The 19,809-nt window shown below is 46.2% G+C and carries 17 protein-coding genes and 3 pseudogenes; 6 read left to right on the top strand and 14 right to left on the bottom strand.

Translation table 11 applies throughout. The annotated features are described in order from the left end of the window. Positions 1 to 62 precede the first annotated feature (62 nt). The gene (locus tag D0A34_10940) at positions 63 to 383 is read right to left on the bottom strand and encodes a sensor histidine kinase (protein ID UNU19318.1); all 321 of its coding nucleotides are present in this window, start codon (positions 381 to 383) and stop codon (positions 63 to 65) included. Between the two features lie 203 nt (positions 384 to 586). Here D0A34_10940 and D0A34_10935 point away from each other — a divergent pair, with 203 nt between their 5' ends. Continuing rightward, positions 587 to 769: a hypothetical protein gene (locus D0A34_10935; protein UNU19317.1), complete on the top strand. Its 183-nt coding sequence runs from the start codon at positions 587 to 589 to the stop codon at positions 767 to 769. Between the two features lie 286 nt (positions 770 to 1,055). Here the strand turns inward: D0A34_10935 and D0A34_10930 are convergent. Next, positions 1,056 to 1,963, bottom strand: a pseudogene (locus D0A34_10930) (IS630 family transposase). 1,080 nt (positions 1,964 to 3,043) lie between these two features. Here D0A34_10930 and sds point away from each other — a divergent pair. Then, complete coding sequence (sds, locus tag D0A34_10925) at positions 3,044 to 4,015, top strand: solanesyl diphosphate synthase (GenBank protein UNU19316.1); 972 nt, start codon at positions 3,044 to 3,046, stop codon at positions 4,013 to 4,015. A 97-nt stretch (positions 4,016 to 4,112) separates the two neighbouring features. On the opposite strand, the gene D0A34_10920 is transcribed toward sds, so the two are convergent. Next, positions 4,113 to 4,577, bottom strand: a complete 465-nt coding sequence (locus D0A34_10920; protein ID UNU19315.1) for a hypothetical protein — start codon at positions 4,575 to 4,577, stop codon at positions 4,113 to 4,115. Between the two features lie 426 nt (positions 4,578 to 5,003). On the opposite strand from D0A34_10920, the gene D0A34_10915 reads away from it, so the two are divergent. The 3 genes from D0A34_10915 (at position 5,004) to D0A34_10905 (ending at position 7,466) form a co-directional block, all read left to right on the top strand. Further along, on the top strand, positions 5,004 to 5,354 hold the full coding sequence (locus tag D0A34_10915; protein ID UNU19314.1) for a hypothetical protein: 351 nt from the start codon (positions 5,004 to 5,006) through the stop codon (positions 5,352 to 5,354). 107 nt (positions 5,355 to 5,461) lie between these two features. Next, the gene (locus D0A34_10910) at positions 5,462 to 6,982 is read left to right on the top strand and encodes an AAA family ATPase (protein UNU19313.1); all 1,521 of its coding nucleotides are present in this window, start codon (positions 5,462 to 5,464) and stop codon (positions 6,980 to 6,982) included. A 130-nt stretch (positions 6,983 to 7,112) separates the two neighbouring features. Further along, positions 7,113 to 7,466 (top strand): DUF1257 domain-containing protein, encoded by a 354-nt coding sequence (locus D0A34_10905; GenBank protein ID UNU19312.1) that lies wholly within the window; start codon positions 7,113 to 7,115, stop codon positions 7,464 to 7,466. Between the two features lie 170 nt (positions 7,467 to 7,636). Here D0A34_10905 and D0A34_10900 read toward each other — a convergent pair whose 3' ends face one another. The 11 genes and pseudogenes from D0A34_10900 to D0A34_10850 form a co-directional block, all read right to left on the bottom strand. Then, the gene (locus tag D0A34_10900) at positions 7,637 to 8,887 is read right to left on the bottom strand and encodes a glycosyltransferase (protein UNU19311.1); all 1,251 of its coding nucleotides are present in this window, start codon (positions 8,885 to 8,887) and stop codon (positions 7,637 to 7,639) included. 61 nt (positions 8,888 to 8,948) lie between these two features. Continuing rightward, positions 8,949 to 10,193: a colanic acid biosynthesis glycosyltransferase WcaL gene (locus D0A34_10895; GenBank protein UNU19310.1), complete on the bottom strand. Its 1,245-nt coding sequence runs from the start codon at positions 10,191 to 10,193 to the stop codon at positions 8,949 to 8,951. 43 nt (positions 10,194 to 10,236) lie between these two features. Further along, complete coding sequence (locus D0A34_10890) at positions 10,237 to 11,532, bottom strand: glycosyltransferase family 1 protein (GenBank protein UNU19309.1); 1,296 nt, start codon at positions 11,530 to 11,532, stop codon at positions 10,237 to 10,239. Between the two features lie 46 nt (positions 11,533 to 11,578). After that, complete coding sequence (locus tag D0A34_10885; GenBank protein UNU19308.1) at positions 11,579 to 12,592, bottom strand: glycosyltransferase; 1,014 nt, start codon at positions 12,590 to 12,592, stop codon at positions 11,579 to 11,581. 369 nt (positions 12,593 to 12,961) lie between these two features. Beyond that, positions 12,962 to 14,110 (bottom strand): annotated as a pseudogene (locus D0A34_10880) (glycosyltransferase). Positions 14,111 to 14,230: 120 nt separating this feature from the next. Further along, positions 14,231 to 14,542, bottom strand: a pseudogene (locus tag D0A34_10875) (glycosyltransferase family 2 protein). Between the two features lie 99 nt (positions 14,543 to 14,641). Further along, positions 14,642 to 15,157, bottom strand: coding sequence for a serine acetyltransferase (locus D0A34_10870; protein UNU19307.1), 516 nt, complete (start codon positions 15,155 to 15,157; stop codon positions 14,642 to 14,644). A 68-nt stretch (positions 15,158 to 15,225) separates the two neighbouring features. After that, on the bottom strand, positions 15,226 to 15,840 hold the full coding sequence (locus tag D0A34_10865; GenBank protein UNU19306.1) for an acyltransferase: 615 nt from the start codon (positions 15,838 to 15,840) through the stop codon (positions 15,226 to 15,228). A 34-nt stretch (positions 15,841 to 15,874) separates the two neighbouring features. Further along, positions 15,875 to 16,456 carry a serine acetyltransferase gene (locus tag D0A34_10860; protein UNU19305.1) on the bottom strand — a complete coding sequence of 194 codons (582 nt, stop codon included), beginning with the start codon at positions 16,454 to 16,456 and terminating at the stop codon, positions 15,875 to 15,877. A gap of 198 nt (positions 16,457 to 16,654) precedes the next feature. Beyond that, complete coding sequence (locus D0A34_10855; GenBank protein UNU19304.1) at positions 16,655 to 17,665, bottom strand: glycosyltransferase family 2 protein; 1,011 nt, start codon at positions 17,663 to 17,665, stop codon at positions 16,655 to 16,657. Positions 17,666 to 17,807: 142 nt separating this feature from the next. Further along, positions 17,808 to 18,725 carry a histone deacetylase gene (locus tag D0A34_10850; protein UNU19303.1) on the bottom strand — a complete coding sequence of 306 codons (918 nt, stop codon included), beginning with the start codon at positions 18,723 to 18,725 and terminating at the stop codon, positions 17,808 to 17,810. Positions 18,726 to 18,802: 77 nt separating this feature from the next. On the opposite strand from D0A34_10850, the gene D0A34_10845 reads away from it, so the two are divergent. Beyond that, a complete protein-coding gene (locus D0A34_10845; protein UNU19302.1) occupies positions 18,803 to 19,312 on the top strand; it encodes a hypothetical protein in 510 nt (169 codons plus the stop codon). Positions 19,313 to 19,809: the final 497 nt, after the last annotated feature.

The raw sequence follows: 19,809 nt of genomic DNA, 5'->3' as shown, positions 1-19,809 counted from the left end.
TCGACATCGGTCTAGAGTTGCATTTTTAGTCGCGCAGGGGTATGATTTTTAGTGCGCTCACGCTAAACGGCGATCGGAATTGACACAATACACGTCCTTGGCTCGATAACTGATGTTACTTTTATTTTACCCGAATGTTTTTCCACACTTTTTTTAACAATCTCCAGTCCCAACCCCCTGCCTTCGTCGGCGGGTTTTGTGGTAAAGAACGGATCAAATATTCGTGACCAAATTCCCCGGGAATTCAGTTGCCACTGACGAGCAGGCTCTGATTTTCTGCTCTCACCTCTACTTTTAAAACTCGGCAATTCTCTATAACTTGTAAAGCATTGTGCATCAGATTTATCGAAACTTGTTTTAGTTTGTCTGGCTCTGACAACAATTTAGGCAGTGGAGCTTAATAATTTCTGGCAACTTCTACTCTGTGTTTTAGTTCTTTTAATCAAAAGTTAATAGAGTTTTAATGGGTCAGTAATATTGGCAATTAGTTTTTTTCCCTACAGTGAGAACGATAATATTTTTTTAAATTAAAAATTACTTTTGTGGCTCTCTCTAGCCAATTCTCTTCTTGGGAAGCTGTGAATAAATGGCGGAGACTATCTTCCTGACTCAGCAATTTAAGCACCCTTTGATGAAATATTTCATTGCAGTGCAAGTTTATGGATTCCTTCCGTTGAACCCCCAGGTTGCTAGATTCCGAAATTTCGCGTTTTATTTCTGTAAGTTCTTGCCCTACAAAATAGGAATATTGAGATTTTTGGCACCATAACCGACAACTTCAAACTCAGCGTTTTTGAGAGCACTTTAATAGCTTTCTCGGAATATTGGCCGGGTTTCCCTGACATGAAACTTGCTGTGAGCGATAAGTAAGTCGGTGGGGAAATTTACAAGTAGGTAACAAAATATTAAGTAGGGCGCTCAGAGCTAAATTTAAGGCGTTTTGTAGCGTAGTTTCCTTTTTTTCCTCTAGCTTCTACCCCATTAATTACGGCATAAGCCAGCTCTAATTCATCCTCAAACATTTGTCCTGCTAGCTCATCTTTTTTGAGATGTTGTCACTCCAATTCTATGGGATTCATTTCTGAGCAATATTTCGGTAAAAATAAGATATATAAACCCTCGCTTTCCCATTTCGACCATAATTGTTGGACTTCATGACATCGATGTATGGGACCATTATCCTGTACTATTACTCTAATTCGCTTGCTCTGAGACGCTGACTGGGCTTCTGACTCCATCATTTTGATATAAGCTTTTCGATCAACACCCCCAATTACCAAACCGTAAACAAAGCTGATTTCATGTTGAAAAAGCCCTACAATACTTAATCTACGACCACGCCTCTTGGTTTGTTCGAGCCGTTTTTGCTCACCTCGTTTGTAATAAGTGTAACTAGGTTCGCTTGGGAGCTCAAAACCCTGATTCATCCCAATATTTTAAGTCAATTTCTCCCGCAGCAGCCCCCCATTCCAACATATCTAGGCCTGAAGAGTTTGATTTGGCGTACTGCAACTTCTTGTTTTCCTTTATGACTTTTTCTGGCTCGTTTCCAAATAAACCCTTTTTTTTTAGTATTCGTCTTAATCGGTCGGGACTTAATTTGATAGAACGCTCTTTTTCTAATTTCTGAGCTAATTGAACACTGTTGTATGTACGTGGTTCATTTTTGAGACATTCTGTTAAAAACTCTATGTCTTCTTCTTTCCACTTGGGTTTTCCCCCTCGACCTGCTAATTCCCTGCATCCCTTCCATACCTAGCTTCTGCCATTTATGTAAAACCTCTCTCACTGTTTGTGAAGTCCAATTAAAATGAGCCGCTATTTTTTCAACGTACCAGCCATGTGCATTTAATCTAATTACTTCTGCTCGATCTTTTACTTTTTGTGGTACGTCCGCAGTTCTCAGTTCTAATAGGGTTTTGTCTTGCTTTTGAGTAAGAAATACTCTTAATCTAGCGCCCATATATTGAGTTACCTTAGTAGATGTATTCTCTGTGTTTACTTATTTTAACATAGTTAGGTTTTTTCGCGCCGACGTACTTACAAGCTGCTACTAAATATAATATCCTGCCTCAGAGGCTGTTGGCCTTGAACATCGATAACTGTAGCTACGTGTTGCAGTAACTAGCAGCCCAGAAAATCATGGTGCCCGCAATTGTAAATAATAACCCTGCCTTTGCGCGCAAGCATTCAAGGCAGGGTTATTATTGAGTATTCCGAATTCTCAAGGGTGAAGCGAGGAGGCTGCTGCCGACTTCGGCTGCCCAGCAGTACACTACTCGCCCAATCGAGTGATTTTAGTGCTGCGTTGGGCCAACATCAGCACTACATAAATAGTCATTACATAGCCGGCGGCCAGAATGGGAATAATTAGAGGAATATCGCGATAAATCATAATTAGAACCAAAAGTCAAGGACGAGGAGGAGCAGGACAAGTTCAAGACCTACTACATTAAGTCAGCACGCAAGACCATGCCTTGGTTCTGAAGGCTGTTTTTCCATATCCAGCCTGCGGGAACATTTAGGCGTTCCCGGTCATCAATAATGATTTACTGCTTTACAGATGCTTAAACAGCCTAAAACCATCCACTTTGGCTGCTTTGAGCTACCGTGCACATAAGATGCGCTACTCTTAACTTCTGAAAACTTTTAGCCGCGAGGAACTAAAAATCTGTCCCAGAAATTTTGGCTGCGATCGACTAACAAGGCTGGCTCTACGAAACTTTTACAGGCACCTAAAAGCGACCTGCCAGTCTGGCTGTACTTAATGTATAGAATTGTTTAAATCCTTAATACCCATAATAACACAGGGTTTCTGGGATTTAGAGATTTTTTGGCAGTGTCCTTAACAATTCGATACAATAGGGGCAACCCCTCTGGCAGCCGGCTACTCACCTCTGGCAGGCGGGTGATTCCCATCGGGTGGCAGATGACAAATAACTGCCGATCGCCTAGATTTTTCTTTTCTATTGCAGAGAATTACCTTAAAATAAAGATATGATTTGTAAAATTTTGTTACTTTACGGCTTGAGTCGGCGTATCCATGATCTCTAGCACTCTCCTATTTTCCTCGGTTGAAGAAGACCTGCGACTGTTGACAGAAAACTTAAAACAGTTAGTGGGTGCCCGTCATCCCATCTTGTACGCGGCTGCAGAATACTTATTCGGCACAAAGGGAAAACGAGTGAGACCCGCAATCGTTCTGTTGATGGCCAAGGCGACTATGCCCGATCGGGAAATCACCGAAAAACACCGCCGGCTCGCTGAAATCACGGAAATGATCCATACAGCTAGTCTCGTACACGACGACGTGGTGGACGAGTCGGATCTGCGGCGGGGAGTGCCGACGGTTCACAGTCGGTTTAACAACCGAGTGGCAGTATTGGCGGGAGATTTTCTGTTTGCTCAATCTTCCTGGCATTTGGCAAATCTTGACAACCTGCCAGTAGTCAAACTGCTTTCAGAAGTGATTATGGATTTAGCTGAGGGGGAAATTCAACAGGGACTCAATGGATTTGACACCAGCTTGTCGATCGAAGCGTACCTCGAAAAAAGTTATTACAAAACAGCGTCTTTAATTGCCAACAGTTCCAAAGCAGCGGGCTGTTTGAGCGAAGTTTCAGCGGAAATAGCAGACGATTTGTACAACTACGGTCGCAACATTGGTTTGGCATTCCAAATAGTAGATGATATATTAGATTTCACTGCTTCAACGGAAACTTTGGGGAAACCAGCAGGGTCGGATCTCAGAAGCGGTAATCTGACAGCACCCGCACTATTCGCCCTAGAAGAAAAACCTTACTTGGAAGTTCTCATAGAACGCGAATTTGCCCAAGAAGGAGATCTAGAGCAGGCCCTGGCACTGGTAGAAGATTCTAGAGGCATAGAGCGATCGCGAGAACTAGCCACAAATCACGCACAAAAAGCCGTCGAATACTTAGTTGCGCTGCCCCATTCAGAGTCCCGTCAAGCTTTGATTGATTTGGCTGAATACGTTTTGAGTAGACTTTATTAGAGGTTAAAAAGTTACACTTTATTGGTAATGGGGAATTGGTAATGGGGAATTCCCAAGGCCTAATGCCCTATTACCAATTAATAGAAAATGGAGTTATTTAGGCAATATCCGGCGGTGGAGCCGATCGATACTGTTGCAAGTAAACGTTAATTAAACTCTGTACTTGCTCGCGAGGGATTTCCGTCCCGACTTCCTGATTTCCGGGACTTTCAAAAAAAACAATGCTGTCAAGACCTTCAAGAGCTATCATTTGAAATAAAATGTGAGTGACAGGCAAAAGCACCGGTCTGAGCCGATCGCCCCCAGCAGCCGCAGCCTGCGACGCATCTTTAAGACTGTTCCAAGCATAAATCACCCTCTTCTCCCGTCCCGGTTGCTTGAGATTGCTCAAAACCACGATCGCCCAACTTTGGTCTACCGCTTGTAGGATCGAGTATTCGAGGTGCTGTAGCTGTTGGGCAATTAACACCAGTGCCGGGGCGATCGCCTTTAAGATTTGTGGCGTCGAACCGTCGGGCGGAGCTTTTTCGATCAATGCTTGAATCTGTTGGTCTAAATCCATCAGTCAGTTCTTGGATATCTAAAATTAAAAATTTCAGGTTAGCAGGTTCGCATCCAAGTATATATTACCGATCGCCCCCTATGACATTTCAAGCTTTTGGGGGTATTCTTCACCACTCATGAGCGGGCTGGGTGCTGATGGCGCACCTTACCCCAGATGGCCACTCAAAGGATTTGTTGGCCCTACTCTTATATATCTATTGTTCATATTTATAGTTGGTCGATCGTCCTTGACGCTACCCATACCTGCCGCTCCACCTCGGCCTCATCAGCTACACCCCTAACTTTTTCGTTGTTAACAGCCCCAGATTTACCTAAAATGTAACGAAATATTACAAGATGACGCTAAAGCAGCATAGAGGCTTGACAGCAAAGAATTAAGCGGCTAATCTGATATACATACCCGGGTAAGTCAATTCACTGTCATATGCAAGAAAAGCAAAAAGTTACATTGTATCTTCCACCAGAACTGCATCGCCAGCTCAAAATCCGAGCCGCAGTCGAAACTGAACCGATGTCATCAATTGCAGAAAGGGCAATTGTCTTCTACCTAGGAAATCCCGAACTGGTTGACGAAGTAGAAGCCTCCTACGGACAAACCCATCGGGTATACAACTGTCCAGAATGCACGGGTTCAGTAGTAATGCGAGATGGAGAACTGGCATCCGTAACAAGTCAGCCGAGCGTATTGGCTGAACAGGATCTTCCAGTAAAGCAGGTGTCGGGCGTCAGCGCCAGCACGGCCAAACCGGGAGAGGAAGAATTGGTTCCCTGCTAAGAATGCCTTGCTTCCCCAAAAAGCTAAAACTGAAATTTTCAGTAAGAGGACGAAGGGCAGCATTGAGATTCAGCAAAGATAGCACCGTCTCTAGTGGGTCGAGGACTATGCAAGAAGAGATCAGTATTCTAATCCAAGCTCAATATCCTCTGATCTACCTCGTGACATCCGAGGAAGAGCGGTGTGAGCAAGCAATTTCGACAATAGCTCAAGCAAAACCACAGCGACGAGTATTTATCTGGACTGTAACTCACGGCATTGTGGAGTATGGTCAACCTCGCACCACCACCCAACACAACACCGTCTCGCCAGAGGCAGCAATTGAATGGGTGATCAGGCAGCGAGAACCCAACAGTAACGCTAGCATCTACATTTTCAAAGATTTGCATCCTTTTATAGATTCTCCTCCGGTAACGAGGTGGTTGCGCGATGCGATCGCCAACTTCAAAGGAACGCAAAAGACAATTATACTGATGTCTCCTTTGCAGCAAATTCCGATCGAGCTAGAAAAGGAAGTAGTGGTATTAGACTTCGCGTTGCCAGACATGAAGGAACTAAACCAAGTATTGTCTGGTCAGTTGGAGCAAACGAAATCGCGACGCATTACCACAGAAGCGCGAGAAAAACTTTTAAAAGCAGCCTTGGGATTGACCAAGGACGAAGCTGAAAAAGTTTATCGTAAAGCCCAAGTTTCGACTGGGCGCCTCACAGAAGAAGAAGTAGACATAGTTCTTTCGGAGAAAAAGCAATTAATTCGGCGCAACGGCATTCTAGAGTTCATTGAAGAAGACGAAACCCTGGATGCAGTCGGCGGTTTAGAAGAGCTGAAGCGGTGGCTGAGACAGCGTTCCAACGCCTTTACAGAAAGGGCCAGAGAATACGGTCTGCCCCAACCAAAAGGGATGTTAATTCTCGGCGTACCAGGATGCGGAAAATCACTGATTGCCAAGACCACCTCCCGCCTCTGGGGACTGCCCCTGCTGAGGCTAGATATGGGTAGAGTCTACGACGGCTCGATGGTGGGTCGCTCAGAAGCGAACCTCCGCAATGCCCTCAAAACCGCAGAATCCATCTCTCCAGCCCTCCTCTTCATCGACGAACTAGACAAAGCCTTTGCAGGAGGCACTGGTTCGGCAGACTCAGACGGAGGCACCTCCAGCCGGATTTTCGGTTCCTTCCTCACTTGGATGCAAGAAAAGACTTCCCCAGTCTTCGTAATGGCAACAGCCAACCGAATCGAGCGGTTGCCGGGAGAATTCTTGAGGAAAGGCCGATTCGACGAACTCTTCTTTGTTGATCTGCCTACCAAAGAAGAACGCCAAGATATATTTAAGATTCACCTGTCAAAGCGGCGTCGGGAAATTACTCGCTTCGATTTAGAGCAACTTTCCAATGTTTCCGAGGGCTTTTCAGGTGCAGAGATTGAGCAAGCGCTAGTAGCCGCAATGTACGAAGCCTTCGCTCAAGATCGAGAGTTTACGCAGCTAGACATCATCGCGGCCATTAAATCTACAATGCCACTGTCTAAAACAATGACCGAACAGGTCACCGCCCTTCGAGATTGGGCTAGACAGCGTGCACGGCCCGCTGCGTCTTCCGTCGCTGAATACCAGCGAATGGAATTCTAAAAGCTTTCTCCTGGTCCAAACAGGAGCAAAGGCTAGCAACAGCTAGCAGTTCGATTCAAGAGCCGCCCAGCGGCACCGTTAAATCCAGACCGTTGTTGTTTCTCTCTCAGTTTTATTAGGAGGAAATCCAATGTCTCACTTTAGCACTCTGCGTACCAAAATCACCGATGCCGAAATCCTGAAAGCTTCCCTGCGCGACTTGGGCATTTCAGTCAAGTCAGAAGCTGATGTTCGTGGCTATAACGGTCAGCGCGTTCGCTCCGACATCGTAGCGATTCTCGAAGGCGAATATGACCTAGGTTGGTCTCGCAATAGCGATGGTTCCTTTGACCTGATTGCCGACCTCTGGGGCGTCGCCAAAAAACACAATCAAACTGAGTTAATCAACTCCATTAACCAGAAGTACGCAGTTAACAAGACCTTGGCCGCAGTCAAGCAGCGCGGTTTGCAAAATGCCAACGTTAAGCTGGTAGTGCAAAACTAATTGATCTGCAAGTTTCCAAGCTCGCGGGTTAACCAAACAAACGGGTTAACCCGTTTTTAGATCGCTAGGATGTACAGGGGGGTCTTTAGGCCGCCACATACTTTTTTAGCACCCCCAAGCAGCAGCTTTCAACCTGAAAGCTGCTGCTTTATGCTTTAATGCTCGGCTACCTAATGCTTCGAGCAATGGTCGATCGTTTGTTGATAAATTTCAAGTATTCGATCGACTTTGCGTTCCCAATCAAAATGCTGCCGGACCCGTTCCCGTCCCGCACAACCCATACTCTGCCGCAATTCTGGTGAATGAGCGAGCTTCAGCATCGCATCTGTCAGTCCCTTGACAAATCCTTCTTTAGATGTCGGTTCTACTAAAATACCGCAAGTGGAATTCAGATAGTCTGCCGGGCCGCCCCAGTTCGTTGCTATGACTGGCAAGCCCACGGCCATTGCCTCCAAAACCACGGCTCCCCCTGGTTCTCGCAAACTGGGAAAAACCATTGCATCAGCTTGTTGCATTTTGAGAGCGCACTCCTCCTGAGACAGCCAGCCACTAAATACAACGCTGCTGTCGATGCCTAAACGAGCTGTTTGAGCTTCGAGTTCCCCTCGGATGTGCCCATCACCGATGATTTCCAAGACTGCATCGGCTTGACCGGCGACGGGCGCGAAGGCTTCGAGCAGCAAGTCTACAGCTTTCCAGTCGATCAGTCGGCCTAAAAAAATAAAATGAACCTGCCCGGTCGCTCCTCTTGATAAGCTAGAGTCCGATCGCCACACCGAGAAATCCACGCCGTTTTCCACAAGTTCAATAATTTTACCCTGCACCCCAGATGCAAGTGCCTGCTTCGTCCGATCGTTTGCCACTAACAGCGTCTCGGCTTTGATTTTACCTGGAAAAAGACGATTGAAGAAATCGACGCACTGGTGACCGAGCTCGATTAAAATATCAATCGTAGGATTTTGGCGCGATCGAAAAGCCAGAGGAAATTTAACCGACGTGTTCATCGGCCCGATAACTACCGGCACTCCCAACCCGAACATCAACGAAGGAACTGTTGCCGAGACAGGTGTCGGTTCGTGTACAATATCAATCTCGTGTTCGCTCACCAGCCGCCGGACAATACGACGCTGTAGCACTTGGGTGTACAGGTGAGTCAGCAGCCCAAAAGTAAAGTCATTCACTCTTTCAGGGATAAATCGCGCGCAATTGTTAAGCAGCCGGTGCACCCAAGTGTCGGGTACAAAGTGCATTCGATCACACTCTTCTGGAAACAGTGCTGTGAGTTCTGCCTGGGTGCGGGCGTGCGCCACTAACCATGTCTCTATTTGGCGCGCTCGAAGTATCCGGAAGTAGTTGACCGGCAGCAATGACTCGCCGCCGAATTTAGTTGAGGCGTTCTGAGCAACAATTAAAATTCGCATAACTTGTTTTGGGTCCCACTGGATTTATGCACTCTGAGATTAAATTTTTTCTTTGGAATAACTAAGACGGGTTAGTTATTCCAAGTTTTTCCAAGCACTGAGCCAAAGTTTCTGCACTGCGACTATGGCTAAATTTGGCGATGATTTTTTTCCGAGCTTTCTGACTGATGCTCAAAGCAAGTTCTGGATTTTGAAGTATATTGGCGATCGCATCTGCCATTTCTGCGGGTTTTTCTGATTGGACTAATACAGCATCCGCGCCGTCATCTACTAGCTCAGAAGTTCCCCCTACATTAGTAACTACCGCCGGCACCTCCATCGCCATTGCTTCCATCACAGCAACCGGAACTCCTTCATTCAAACTTGCCAAAGCGAAAACGTGAGCTGCTTCTAGACCTTGGCGAATTGTCTGTTCCGAAACAGCCCCAAGTAGCTCCACGCATTCGGACATCGATTTATCTTCAATCATTTGTTGTAGCTCTTGGTGATATCCGCTGCCCCCTTGTTCATCCTCGCCTGCAATTTGCAGCCTCACGTCAAATCCCCGATTTCGCAGCAATCCTACAGTTTCAATCAAGTATTGATGACCTTTCACCCGGTTGAGGCGGCCGCAAGCAAAAATCTTGCACGGACTTCCTTCTTGCCAAGGTGTGTAAGGGCGGCTGCGTTTAATTTCTGCAATATTAACTCCCATTGGAGCAACAGCTAATTGTTTGGGAAGAAAATTAGCTAATTTATGTGTGACATCATTGAGAAGCAGTTGAGATATGACGATCACAAAAGCAGCATTTTTCCACTTTTGTTTTTGATTTGACCCGTACACTTCTAGAGTAGGCCCGTGAAGAGTCATACTGTAAGTACAGCCTGTAAGAATTGAGTTAAATAAGGCTATATTGGCGGCATTGGCACAGGAATGAACGTGGATGTGAGACCAACCTTTTGTTTTTGTTAACCCTGCTAGTTTGCCAGCCACAACAATCCATGCCAAGAGTCGCACCTTTTCAGATAAGGATGTGTCATTCGCTTTGGCAATAACTGCGAGGCACTGCCACCATGCAGCGGGACCAGCTTTGAGAACCTCTAGGAATGAGTTAATAAAATCTTTCGCAACAAAGGGAAATAGATAAACAGTATTTTTTTGAGCTTCTTGTGCCCATACGTGAGAAGCGATCGCTCTGGGGGGCGGTTGAGTTGATACTAAATCTGTTTCAATTCCAAGTTCTGCAAGAAATTGTCGCTCACGCCACAAAAAGATGTGTGTTTGTCCGGGAAATTGTGGAATAAAGTATCCAATTTTTGCCTTCATGTCGTACCTGCTTTCTAATTTTTAACTCAACAAGATCGCTCTACTATATCGATGCACTAACACTTTTCTCACCGAGCGTTTTTTCGTAAATCTCGACGATTTTTATGGCTTTGTTTTCCCATGCAAATTCTCTGGCTTTTTCCATCGCCTTAGCTGACATACTTTCCCGCAGCCGCTCATCTTCGACTAACAGCTTAATTTTACTTGTCAACTCCTGGGTGAGATACTCTCTAGAAATCGGCTCGATCTTAAAACCAGTTTCTTCATTCACGTATTCACCAATACCGCCGTTATTAGCCACTATGCAGGGCAGCCCGCAAGCCATAGCTTCCATTACCACTGCGCCGCCAAACTCTCGGATCGAAGGGAAACAAAAAATATCTGCTTTTCTGTAATAATCGAGAGTTTCTTGTTGATTAACCCATCCGGCAAAGCTGACTATTTCGCCTAAATTAAGCTCCTTCACTCGGTTTTCCAAGTTGTTTCTTTCTGAGCCGTCTCCTACTATGCTTAAGCGGATTTTACTTTGAATTTCTGGGTCTAATTTGCCAATAGACTCAATGACAATATCGGCGCATTTGTAAGGAACTAACCGACCCACAAAAAGCAGATTGATCTTGCTGACATCTTTATTAAGGATATTTTTGTGATATAAAAATTCCTCGGAAATCCCATTTTCGTAAAACAAATCAATTCTTTGATCAGGGATGGCAAACAAATCTTTTAGCATATTTAAAGTATATTGTGAACCTGCTAAAATTTTGTGGGCTTTTTGGTAAGTTTCTGCATAACCTGGAATTAATGCTCTACCAACTGCTCTCAAAAAGTTGAACTGAACAAATTCTTGTCTTGCCGTTTTTTGAAAACCTGGGGGAAAGGGAATGCCTCCATTCACCGGCCCTAGAATAAAAGGAGTCTGCTGGCATACACTGACTACCTTAAAAGGATAGCGCGGCATCATGGGGGTAATAGCATGAACTATGTCATAATCTCCCTGGAGGATTTTTCCTTTAAATTTTTGATATACTTGTTGATTGAATTGCTCATAAATTGGGTAATTCAAGGCATGATAAATCGGCCAATTTACTCGCCCGGTTGCGGTAAGCTTTTCGACTATTTTATAATATTGCTTGGCTAACTTTCCTTCTTCAAGGTAGATGGTTTTTTCATATTCTGGGTGTTTTTCAAGGGCTGGTTTATTTCTAATATGGGTAACCAGTGTTGCATCAACTAAATTGTTTATTTGTTGAAAAAAATTGTAGCCCACCAAAGGTACTGATGCCCAGTCCGGGTTGCACTGTTCTACAATTAGTAAAACTTTTAATCTTTTATTACTCATTTGTTTACTACTCAGGGGTGGGTTTTCTGGGACGTTAGCTGTAATTCTAGCTGGCTGAATTAATAGAGTTAGTGGTTTTGTATTCGATTAGCTTGCTCTGCTGCCCCAGCAATCGGCGCTGGTGAAACTGGATTTGACCTTGTAGCTGGGGAAATTTGGCTAATACACATGACAAAGCGTAGATGGCTGCGTCTTTAGTTGTGAGATCCCGATGCTTTATATAATAGTTATAGGTGCGATAGGTTGCTAAGGGGTAGCCAGTCAATAGTAACAAGCTCCAGCCTTTTGTCGGCCATGTCATTGCCAAGGCTAGGGCTGGCAAGGCTAAGCCCCAAAACCAGGTGCTGCGGGTTTCTTTGACCCAATGGCGCTCCGGTTCGCTTCCGTGCATCCAGGAGCCCTCGGCGTAGGCGTGACCCGCTCTTTGAGCGCGTTTCCACCACTGAGCGAAACTGGTCATTTGCGCGTCGTGCAGGGTCATTTCTGCATCTAAGCGGAGGATTTTCCAACCTTTTTGGCGCAACCGCACGCACAGTTCGGGTTCTTCGCCGGCTATTAGTGCGGGATTGAAACCTTCGACTTGCTGAAATGCTGAGGCGCGCATCATGGAGTCGCCACCGCAGGCTTTGGTTTCGCCGATGGGGGTATCCCACTCGATGTCGCACAATTGGTTGTAGATGCTGGCTTCGGGGTATCGTTCGCGCCTGCGCCCGCATACTGCTGCTACCTCGGGTTTGGCGGCGAGTTCGTTGTAAGCCCGATCGATCCATCCATCAACTACTTCGCAGTCACCGTCCACAAATTGGACAAATTCGATGTCTGGCGCTAGTTCCAGCAAGCGGGCAAAGCCTTCGTTTCTGGCGCGTGCTGCGGTAAACGGTATAGATAAGTCTAGTTCTACTGTATCGGCTCCGAGCGATCGGGCTAACTCTAGGCTGCCGTCTGTTGAGCCGGAATCGACGTAGACGACGCGGGCCACTTTGTCTGTGGCCGAGACTAGGCACTGGCGGAGGCGCTGCCCTTCATTTCGTCCAATCGCCACTAATCCAACTTGTTTCAACTCTTACCTCTTAAATTCGACTCGCGAGCTGTTATTTTAATATTTTAGTAACTGTAAAGCTAACTTCACAATATCTTTATAAAATAAATCCCCACGAGTTCCTGTCTTCGGTGTTCAACTACTGGTAGCTTATTGTGCATTAAACCACACTAATACTTATGAGTGCTGATCGGTCACAAATGCTAAATTTAAGTTATTTCTTCGCAATTTACTGTCTCGATCGGTGAGCCAGCCATACATTTTTGTCTCTCTGCCACCAGTGGAATTGCCCATAATCAAATTCTGTCGATTTCTTTGGGGGCGGTTTGATGTAGATTGCTAGTCTGAATTGTAAATTTTTGGTGAAGCCCGCGCCTAGGAGTATTGTAGTCACTTTACCGGAACTGCTGAGCGGAATCCGCCATCAGTGATGCCCAGAATATCCAGATATTTTTGAGCAGTAGCCTCCAGGTTGAATTGGGCAAGCCAAGCTGGATCGGCAGGCTTTGTTTGACCGGACAATACTTTTAAAATACCTTGTGCCAGCGCTTCAGTGTCGCCTACTGGAACTAGCTCGCCGTACTTGCCTCCGTCTAAAAGTTCATACGGGCCGCTTTTGCAATTTGTAGAAACAATTGGGGTTCCCAAAGCCATTACTTCTCCCAGTACCACCGGCCGGCCTTCCCAAGATGAAGACAAGACAAATACTGTAGATCGTGCCATGTATGCAAAAGGATTTCTTACAAAACCGGGCATTGCCACGTCATTTTCCAAGCCCAATTCGCGGATTAGATATTCCAGTCACTCCCGCTCTGACCCCTCGCCTAAAATCATCAGCCGGGCCGAGCGCACCTGTCGTACTTTAGCAAAAGCCTTAATTAAGTTAGGAAAATTTTTTTGCTTTTCTAATCTTCCCACTCCCAGAATTACAGGCAATTCTGGGGAATTAAACCAGGGGTGGTCTAGAGGTTCTTTACCTTTTTCTATGATTTCATCAATCTCTATTGGGTTGTTAATTACCTGGATTCGCTCGCCAGCTAAGCCAGTTATAGCCGCTACGTCTTCAGCTACTCCTTGAGAAACTGCTACTATGCCGTCGGCCCAGGGGTAGAAAAGTCGCGCTGTCAGAGGCGACCAATGCTTAAAGGTTAAGGGAGAGGAATTTCTCACTTCCTGGGAAAGATGCGTGTGTTCTGATACCACCACCCGTGTCGGTAAGCCAGCAAAATGCTTACTCAATAGTGCTACTTCGTTAGCAAAATGATTTGCTGACATTAAAGCTGTGGGTTGTTCCTGTCGCAGGTAACGCACTAATTTAGGAACTCTTGTTAATATCTTTTCAGTTTCAAGGTTGATAATCCGAACCGACGGGGGGAAGTCCCACAGGAAAAGATTCCCGGGAAAGTTAAGTACCAAATCTACCTTGACACCGTGAGCTACAAAATTGCGGGTTAAGTTCAACATTACCCGCTCTATACCCCCATTGAACAGGCAATGCAGATAAATAGCAATGTGCGCTGGCTGCTTGAGTGTACCCATTGAATTATTGTTTTAGTTTGAGTAGTGTTTCTCGAGCAGAATTGATCCTGCAAGGTGTGGCTGCGGGGAATGTCTCGTACGGCAGTCGGCTGCTGCTAATTCTGGTTGGGCTGCCCGTTATTGTGCGACTCTCTGGACCCAGCCGTCAACCAATTCGCAGTCGCCATCGACAAATTGGACAAATTCGATGGCTGGTGCTAATTCCAGCAAGCGGGCAAAGCCTTCGTATCTGGCGCGTGCTGGGGTAAAGAGTATAGATAAGTCTAGTTCTACTGTATCGGCTCCGATCGATCGGGCTAACTCTAGGCTACCGTCTGTTGAGCCGGAATCGACATAGACGACGCGGGCAACTTTGTCGGTGGCCGAGACTAGGCATGGGCGGAGGCGCTGCCCTTCATTTCGTCCGCTCGCTACTAATCCAATTTGTTTCAAGGTTTACCTCTTGAATTCGACTACTGAGTAGTTCGTTTTATATTTTAATAAAAGCCCAGCTAATTTCATAATTTTTCTGCGACTTCTAGAAATTATTTTTCAGACTTCCTTGGGTTTTTTTTCGATGATTTTTGCGGGAATCCCCACTGCGGTTGCACCCGGTGGCACATCACAAATCACCACAGCATTAGCACCAATCAAAGCATGATCGCCGATCGTTACCGAGCGAATAATTTTCGCTCCTGCACCGATATCGACGTGACCGCCGATTTTCACATCAGCAACAATTGTCACCTGTTGAAGAATCAGACAGTTAGGGCCAATGGAAGCACTGGGATGAATGACAATGCCATTAGGATGAGGCAGGATCAGTCCTCCTTGTATTTGGCAGTTTAAAGGGATGTCTGTTGCAGTTACCACGCTCCAAAATCGATGCTGGATCACGTTCCAACGGCATAAAACATATCCTGCAATTCCACCCTGCTTCTGCCACTTTTGATAGTGGCGGATAGATTTGAGCAGTTGGCGACTCGGTTCCCACCACTTGCTAGACTTTTCGCGGCTCCAGTCTGCTTCTGTAGCAGAAATGATTGACTTAGTGACTGACTCAACCATTGTTTGTGCAGTGTTTTAAGGATGTAGACAATTGTGCCTATTTGTGCAATTTATCTTAAGAAGAATCTCTAACTTGACAGGGGAGATTGCTGGAATTGCGCTGCTGTTGGAGTGGATGTGTTGCCGTAGAAGTGCGACACTCGTAACTTTACGAGCTCGGGTTCAATTTCCGGGTCGAAGCTGCCCTCGCGGCTGTTAATCAAATCGGCCCAGGGCAGGCTTTGAGTTTCGGCTTGCAATTTTTTCACTAAGTCTTCGACGCGGCCGATCGGTCGGGCGGGGACGCCGGCCACTATATCGCCCTCGGCGACATCTTTGGTGACGACGGCACCGGCGGCGACGATCGCATTTGGGCCGATGGTGACGTTGCGAAGGATGATCGCATTTAAGCCAATAAATACGTTGTCCCGGATGTCTATCTTGCCTACGGCATCTAGTTTAACGTTGTAAGCCCGGTCAAGCATGGCGATCGAGCCGTCGTGGCCGAGCACGGTACAAGATGAGAAGTGAACATTGTTGCCGATGCGGACGTAGGCGGGATCTCCAAAGACGGTATTGGGCCAGATGCTGCAATTTTCGCCGATCGCGTACAAATTGCCGTGGCGGCGGAGAAATTCTGTGTATTCTTTGCAGCCAGGGTTACAGAATTGGATGTAAAGGCCACGGAACTTGCCGTAACGCATGGCAAGATGGCGGATAATTTTTTGCAATGTTGATCTAAGCATTTTCCTGGTTTTTGGTAGATTGAAGAATCTTGGCGGGGATACCTACTGCTGTTTTGCCTGGGGGAATATCTGATAAAACTACAGCATTGGCACCGATATTTACGTCGTCTCCCAAGTTTACTTTTCCAAGGATTTTTGCACCAGCGCCGACGTTAACCCGATCGCCCAATTGAGGCGATTCTAGCGGTTTTTCCAAATAGCGGTTTCCCAGGGTGACGCCTTGGCGGATAATGCAGTCGTCGCCGATCGTACAGTATCCGTGAATAATAATAGCGTTTTGATGTTCAATCACCACGCGACGACCGAGCTTCACAGTGTAAGGCAAATCTATGCCGTAGGTGTTGCGGACTTTTCGGTAGAGCGATCTATAAAGAATGCTCAAAGGAGCCCGCAGTAGCTTGGGTTCAACTTTCATTCTCCAGACACCGAAGCGTTGAACTGCTACGGCACGAAATCCCGGTTTTGTCCAATCCCGACCATGAGCAATCCAATCTTCTTTAATTTGCTGCCACAGTCCCAGGGCGGGGGTTTCTACTTGATTTTCACTGGTGATTAAGTTTTGCTCAGTTACCATAAGCTCTAATTCACACTATTTATTGTTTACTCTATTTCTTGATGACCAGGATATTAATTGGTTTCTCAGGTTTTTGAGGAAGGAGCAACCCGGTTTTATCCATCGTCAAGAATACTAATTTCTGGGCTGCATCATAAAAAATTTTGCTGGCCTAGGTTGACCTGGTTGATTTGGCTTTGACGGATTTACCAACTCCCTTTAAAAGTTTTTGGATTTTTCAATCTTACCCCCCTTAAAAAATACACTATTTAATACAAAATCTTTCAGTAATTGTGGTGGATCGCCATCGGGTTTGCCTTGAAGTACGCGGCGCACCCTCCAGGCTGCAAAACCCGAAGCCCAGGATATATCAGTTAATGCTGTGTAAACCAAGCCGTAGTTTTTGATAAAGTACCTACGCCGGGAATCAAACCAATAGGTGGGCAGCCTCTTGGCGGGCTTTTTGGTGTCAGTGACGCCTGAGCTTTGGCCGACTAAGTGGACAACGCGACTTTCGGGTACGTACCAGCAACTCCAGCCAGCTTTGTTCGCTTGCAGACAAAAGTCCATTTCTTCGCAGTACATGAAATAAGCTTCATCCATCAAGCCAATCTTTTCAAATACTTCGCGACGGACGATCATGCTGGCTCCAGCTACCCAATCAGTTTGACAGGTTTCTTGGGAAATGGGAGGCGCTGCGGCCCAGTTGGCTAATAACTTGGATATAAAGCCTGTGCGCCAACCAAAATCGAGTTCGGTCAAGAGGTTGTGAAACCGAAAAGCTGACTCCTGGGGGGTGCCGTCGGGGTCTTCCAAGCGGCTGCCGGCGATGCCGGCTTCGGGGTGGGAGTCCATGAAATCGACGAGGGCTTTTAAGGCACCGGGGCGAACAATGGTGTCTGGGTTGAGCAGCAGGAAGTAAGGGGGGGGATTGGTGGATTGCAGGGCGGGACGGATCAGGGCGTTGTTGCCGAAGGCAAATCCGCCGTTGCGGTCTAGGGGAACGAAGGATGCCCATTCGCTCCAGCCTTCTGAGGCGATCGCACTACTAATTTCTTCGACTGAGCGATCGCCTGAAGCATTGTCGCCAACTACAACTCGCATACCGGGCAGCGATTGAACTTCGCTAACTAGAGAGCGCAAGCAGTCAATTGTCAAACTAGAGGTTCGGTAGTTAACAATGACAACCAGCAGTGGATAGGGGTGATTGGACTCGCTGGCGTTCGACATAAGTACCGTTGTTTGTTTAACAACTTTTTAGCTCAAGTTGTACCCATCTGGCAAGCAGGAGCGATCGCTAATAGTATTTTTAGTTGTTTGGGTGAGGGAGACAGTTGTTTGTGCCATATTTCTTAAATCTCGCCGCTCTGGATCACAGTCGATACTGCCTGTAGGCTTGACTGGCGGCTCGGTGCAGCAGCGAATGCCGGTAAACTAACCCCTGAGCGTCATCGGAATAGCCCCCGCCAATCACGCAGGCAACGGGATAGCCGCCAGCCAAACACGCCATCAAAACTTGCATCTCCCGCCGAAATAAGCCCGTATCAGTTAAAGCTAATTTTCCCAGTTTGTCACCGTGATGAGGGTCTACTCCAGCATCGTACAAAACTAAATCTGGCTTGACAGTTGAAAGCAAATCGGGTAAGAATTTATCCAAGGTTTGTAAATATTCGTCGTCCTCCATACCCACAGGCAAAGGTACATCTAAATCGCCCTTTTGTTTAGTGCCGGGAAAATTGACTTCGCAGTGCATTGAGAAAGTAAAAACGCTGCTGTCATCTTGGAATATTACGGCGGTTCCGTCTCCTTGGTGGACATCTAAATCGACAATTAAAACTTTGCGAACTAAACCATTTTTTTGTAAGACGCGAGAGGCGATCGCCAAATCATTAAAAATACAAAAACCAGACCCAAAAGCAGGGAAGGCGTGATGAGTTCCGCCCGCAGTATTGCAAGCCAAACCGTAGTCTAAAGCGAGCTTGGCAGTTAATACAGTTCCTGCAACCGCAGTGCAAGTGCGATTAACAAGGGCGCGACTCCAAGGCAGACCAATTCGCCGAGTCGCTTTGTTATCGAGCGTCCCGTTGCAGTAAGCTTGAACATAGGAGTGGTCGTGGACTAATTCAATCCATTCTTGAGGGGGAAGTTCGGGAGCGTGAAATTGGGATTTATCTGCTACCCCGTCCGCGAGCAGCATCTGGTAAAGCATCCGAAACTTGGCCATCGGGAAGCGGTGATCCGGTGGCAGAGGTGCAACGTAATCTTCGTGGTAAATAATTGGTAAGTCCATTAAAATTATTGTATAACGAATGAATCTCCAATTGAAAGCCTGCAATCTCAAATTTAAATTCGCTGGAGAACCTGTATATGCAACAACTAAAAACAGTCTGGCAGTCCGGCAGCAGCCACCCCGAAAATGCTGACAACCTCAATAATATCAGTGAGTGGTGGGGCAACCTCAACGGCAAAGAAATTAGCTGGGTAGAGCGACTAATTCCGCAAATCGGCGGTTTGAGCGAAATTCACTGGCATCCCCAGCGTTTTGACGAAACATTTGTGATAGTCAATCCCGAAATTCGGGAGCAAACTCTCTATTGGTACACACCCGCTTCTCCTGTCCAACGTAACAACACTGTTGACAAATTAGAACTTGACAACTTGCAACAGCAATTGTACATCTATCCTCAGTTGGAATCGGAACTGGTAATTCGCGTAGGCATTCCCGAAGTTAAATATCAAACACTTGAATTAAACAATCCCGAAATCGCCTTGGGCGAAGATAATATGCTGCTGCTGTGGGAATCTGACCAAGAACTAGAAATTAAAATTTACTTCAGCAATGAAAATTTTGCTAAACTTAAGGAATTGCTGGCATAGAAAAGACCGAGAAAATAGTTGATATGGTAGGCTTTGGGTGCGGGATGAGCGATGTATACTCTTAGTCACCTATAAATATCTTAAGACTTGTGGACGGGTGCGTCGAAACCGAGTTTTTTCACAGCCATACTTCGTTGCACCCTGGGGCAAGGCAGCATCTCATATTTGTAAAAACACTTCTTCTGGCTCCTTCCTCCTTCCTCTTTCCTCCTGCCTCCTGCCTCCTGCCTCAAAACTCCAATTTCTAGCTTGGTTGCTTTCATTGAGATGCTCCCTGGGGCAAAAGTAAAAAACCCGGTTTATTCGCCTCGCACTGCGTCCAGGTATGTATATGTGCTAAAACTCTTTGAAGATGGCAGCAAAATGTCAAGAAACTTGCGTTATCATCCTGGGATCTTTAATGCTAAAGTCAAGTAAAAAAAACTGTCCCAAGCGGCTCAACCTGGTTGTAAGAAAATACGTTGTCGCAGCCCTTGAACAAAGTTAAAAAACCCGGT

It is taken from the genome of Microcoleus vaginatus PCC 9802 (genome assembly GCA_022701275.1).
Taxonomy (GTDB): Bacteria; Cyanobacteriota; Cyanobacteriia; order Cyanobacteriales; family Microcoleaceae; genus Microcoleus; species Microcoleus vaginatus_A.
Note: the sequence above shows the minus strand (reverse complement) of the source record. Positions and strands in the feature narration are given on the sequence as shown.

What these genes read in the sequence shown, in the direction of transcription:
- D0A34_10935 (UNU19317.1), top strand. Translation starts at nt 587, where the DNA reads ATGGCGGAGACTATCTTCCTGACTCAGCAATTTAAGCACCCTTTGATG.
- sds (UNU19316.1), top strand. Translation starts at nt 3,044, where the DNA reads ATGATCTCTAGCACTCTCCTATTTTCCTCGGTTGAAGAAGACCTGCGA.
- D0A34_10920 (UNU19315.1), bottom strand. Translation starts at nt 4,577, where the DNA reads ATGGATTTAGACCAACAGATTCAAGCATTGATCGAAAAAGCTCCGCCC.
- D0A34_10915 (UNU19314.1), top strand. Translation starts at nt 5,004, where the DNA reads ATGCAAGAAAAGCAAAAAGTTACATTGTATCTTCCACCAGAACTGCAT.
- D0A34_10910 (UNU19313.1), top strand. Translation starts at nt 5,462, where the DNA reads ATGCAAGAAGAGATCAGTATTCTAATCCAAGCTCAATATCCTCTGATC.
- D0A34_10905 (UNU19312.1), top strand. Translation starts at nt 7,113, where the DNA reads ATGTCTCACTTTAGCACTCTGCGTACCAAAATCACCGATGCCGAAATC.
- D0A34_10900 (UNU19311.1), bottom strand. Translation starts at nt 8,887, where the DNA reads ATGCGAATTTTAATTGTTGCTCAGAACGCCTCAACTAAATTCGGCGGC.
- D0A34_10895 (UNU19310.1), bottom strand. Translation starts at nt 10,193, where the DNA reads ATGAAGGCAAAAATTGGATACTTTATTCCACAATTTCCCGGACAAACA.
- D0A34_10890 (UNU19309.1), bottom strand. Translation starts at nt 11,532, where the DNA reads ATGAGTAATAAAAGATTAAAAGTTTTACTAATTGTAGAACAGTGCAAC.
- D0A34_10870 (UNU19307.1), bottom strand. Translation starts at nt 15,157, where the DNA reads ATGGTTGAGTCAGTCACTAAGTCAATCATTTCTGCTACAGAAGCAGAC.
- D0A34_10865 (UNU19306.1), bottom strand. Translation starts at nt 15,840, where the DNA reads ATGCGTTACGGCAAGTTCCGTGGCCTTTACATCCAATTCTGTAACCCT.
- D0A34_10860 (UNU19305.1), bottom strand. Translation starts at nt 16,456, where the DNA reads ATGGTAACTGAGCAAAACTTAATCACCAGTGAAAATCAAGTAGAAACC.
- D0A34_10855 (UNU19304.1), bottom strand. Translation starts at nt 17,665, where the DNA reads ATGTCGAACGCCAGCGAGTCCAATCACCCCTATCCACTGCTGGTTGTC.
- D0A34_10850 (UNU19303.1), bottom strand. Translation starts at nt 18,725, where the DNA reads ATGGACTTACCAATTATTTACCACGAAGATTACGTTGCACCTCTGCCA.
- D0A34_10845 (UNU19302.1), top strand. Translation starts at nt 18,803, where the DNA reads ATGCAACAACTAAAAACAGTCTGGCAGTCCGGCAGCAGCCACCCCGAA.